The sequence below is a fragment of the Clostridium tetanomorphum genome (assembly GCF_017873215.1).
Lineage (GTDB): Bacteria > Bacillota > Clostridia > Clostridiales > Clostridiaceae > Clostridium_AO > Clostridium_AO tetanomorphum.
In genome coordinates this window covers 1-2,667 of the sequence record NZ_JAGGKA010000049.1, presented here as the reverse complement: position 1 = coordinate 2,667, position 2,667 = coordinate 1, and the positions used below count along the sequence as shown (strand labels likewise).

Annotated in this window: 4 protein-coding genes and 1 pseudogene; all 5 read left to right on the top strand. The window is 29.0% G+C overall.

Going from position 1 to position 2,667, the window contains the following annotated elements:
• A pseudogene (locus tag J2Z24_RS21100) lies at positions 1-473 on the top strand (hypothetical protein); the annotation flags it as partial.
• 13 nt (positions 474-486) lie between these two features.
• A complete protein-coding gene (locus tag J2Z24_RS21095) occupies positions 487-1,821 on the top strand; it encodes a replicative DNA helicase (RefSeq protein WP_035148845.1) in 1,335 nt (444 codons plus the stop codon).
• Between the two features lie 13 nt (positions 1,822-1,834).
• On the top strand, positions 1,835-1,987 hold the full coding sequence (locus J2Z24_RS21090) for a hypothetical protein (protein ID WP_156950249.1): 153 nt from the start codon (positions 1,835-1,837) through the stop codon (positions 1,985-1,987).
• Complete coding sequence (locus J2Z24_RS21085) at positions 1,965-2,375, top strand: hypothetical protein (protein ID WP_111947657.1); 411 nt, start codon at positions 1,965-1,967, stop codon at positions 2,373-2,375. Before J2Z24_RS21090 ends, J2Z24_RS21085 begins: the two co-directional genes overlap by 23 nt.
• Before the next feature lie 126 nt (positions 2,376-2,501).
• The gene (locus J2Z24_RS21080; protein ID WP_035148839.1) at positions 2,502-2,648 is read left to right on the top strand and encodes a hypothetical protein; all 147 of its coding nucleotides are present in this window, start codon (positions 2,502-2,504) and stop codon (positions 2,646-2,648) included.
• Positions 2,649-2,667: the final 19 nt, after the last annotated feature.

Sequence of the window (2,667 nt, the reverse complement as noted above, 5' to 3'; positions counted from 1 at the left end):
GTACAACAAATACTAATACAAATACTAATACAAATACTAATAATATATATAGTCATTCTGAAAATGACAAAACAGAAGAGAAGTATTTAGAAATATTTAATCACTGGAATAAAGAGCATGAAGAAAAAGGCATAGCAAAAGCTGTAAAATTAACCGCTGATATTAAAAAAGGAATAGATAACGCTTTAAAGTTAAAAAAAGAAGATGATACAAAAATGACTATAGAAGATATTAAACAATCTATTAGTAATTATGCAGAGGTTTATAATTTACAATTGTTTACTTATCAATGGCGTTTAGTTGATTTTTTAAAGAGAAAGCAAAGAGATACTGGAATACAGCAGCTATTATTGTTCTTGAACAATGGGACAACCTATGTAAATTGTAAAGCAGGATTAAATAAAAAAAATAAGCAGTGCAATAATAATCAAAATATTAATGATGGATGGAATGGTTATAAAAAATTTAAATGAAGGAGTTGAATATATGATAAATCAACCATTACCAAATGACAAAAAAGCTGAAATGGCTTTATTATCAAATATTTTCAATAAAAATGACATAATGGTAGAAGCAATAGGCAGCTTGAAGCCTATTGACTTCTATGATAAAGCTAACGAGGTTATATTTAATAAAATGCTTGAGCTGTACACTAAAAATATACCACTAGATGTTATAACCTTATCAAATAGCATGGGTGAGGAACTACTTAAAAGTATTGGTGGAATAACTTACTTATCACAGGTTATGGCTTACTCTATAAGTGCTGCAAATTATAAAACATATATAAATTTAATTAAAAGCATGAGTGATAAAAGACAAATTATAAAAAGTTGTTACCAAGCACTAGAAGCAGCAATGGAAAAAGGTTCAGATGTAGGAAGTATTGTTGACAAGATTGAAACTTCATTCATGTTTATAAATGAAAAAGGAGAAGGGGAAAGAACAGTAAACAGTTCAGAGCTTATGGAAGGGACGTTATCAGCCATAGAAGATGGCTATAAAAACGGTGGGGTAATATCGGGCATAACAACCGGTTATATTCCACTAGATAATGCCACTAATGGATTTGTTAGACAAGATTTATTTGTTATAGCTGCTAGACCATCAATGGGTAAAACAGCTCTTACACTTAATATATTAAATAAGCTACCAAAAGAATATAAAGCCATGTTATTTGAGTTAGAAATGAGTAAGGAAAAGTTAGGTATTAGGCTATTAGCTCCAAAGGTATTATTAAGTTCAAAGGACTTAGCAAGAGGTAAATTAAACAGCGATAAGGATTTTGAACGCATAATTATGAAAGCTACTGAAATAGTGAATAAAGATAATATATTTATAAATGCAAAACCTAATTTAAGTATTAATGAAATAAGAGCCGAAGCCAAGAAAGTAAAAATAAAATATGGTCTTGACATTATATTTATAGACCATATAGGAAAAATAAAGCCGGATAATTTAAAAGCTTCGAGGAATGACCAAATAGGGCAGATATGTAATGAATTAAAGGCTATTGCTAAAGAGTTAAATATATGTGTTGTAATACTATCTCAATTAAATAGAGCCTGTGAGCAAAGACAAAATAAAAGGCCTATGTTATCTGATTTAAGGGATAGTGGAAATATTGAACAAGACGCTGACCAAATAGTGTTCTTATATAGGGATGATTATTATGCTGAAAGAGAAAATAGGGAAAGTAGAAAGCCAGGAATACTTGAAATATTAATAGCTAAAAATCGTGATGGGGAAGCCGGCATAATAGAACTATATTACAATACTAAATATCAAATAATTACTGAAAAATCACTATTTAGTTTATAGAATGAGGGATTATATGAAAGAAGATTTAAAGGTAGTTATAAGAAGAGTAGGAGATAAATACAAGAACGCTCCTAAGCCACTAAAGGTTACCATAGGCCAAATATTAGAAGGAAAAATAAAACTAAGTAATGGGGGGACAAGATGTGAAAAAAATATTAGAGCTTGAAGAAGAGTTTTTAAAGAAACTAGATAAGTTATTAAATAACGTTGAGAGGTGTAGAACAATGGATAATAAAGAGTTGGTAAAATACTTGGTAAATAATGCTATAGAAAGAGAGTATTATAATTCATCAGATAATTTTATTGGTGTATTAAATAAAAATCCTAAATTAGCAAAAGAGTATAAGGAATATGGGAACATAAGAGAGGATATATTAAAAAAGTTATATGAAGTTTTACCAGAGGAATTTCATGAAATGTTAGATAAACTTGAAAACACAGATAATATTATTGCAGGGATTGAAGGAAAGGCAATGTTTAAAGAAGGGTTAATTTTAGGAGTAACTGAACTCAATTATTTAAGTAAGGTTGGAATAGAAATAGCATTTATATAAAGGGAGGCTTATAGATGAAAAGCAATCTAAAGGATAAATTACTCAAAGAAACGGAAAAATTATCAAGTTCAGAATTATTAATGGTGCTAGAAGCTGCTTTAATAGAACTAACAAAGGAGGGTGTAAATGATTAAGATAAAAGCTATATATTCAACGGAAAATGAAAAAGAAAGATTATTGCAAGAACTTAAGACAAACTTTGAGGTGCTTAAAGTTAGTAAGGAATATAAGAACGAAGGTCAATACAGAAGAATCCATATAGACCTAAAATAAAAAATAAAGTCCATTCCAA

What these genes read in the sequence shown, in the direction of transcription:
- J2Z24_RS21095 (WP_035148845.1), top strand. Translation starts at nt 487, where the DNA reads ATGATAAATCAACCATTACCAAATGACAAAAAAGCTGAAATGGCTTTA.
- J2Z24_RS21090 (WP_156950249.1), top strand. Translation starts at nt 1,835, where the DNA reads ATGAAAGAAGATTTAAAGGTAGTTATAAGAAGAGTAGGAGATAAATAC.
- J2Z24_RS21080 (WP_035148839.1), top strand. Translation starts at nt 2,502, where the DNA reads ATGATTAAGATAAAAGCTATATATTCAACGGAAAATGAAAAAGAAAGA.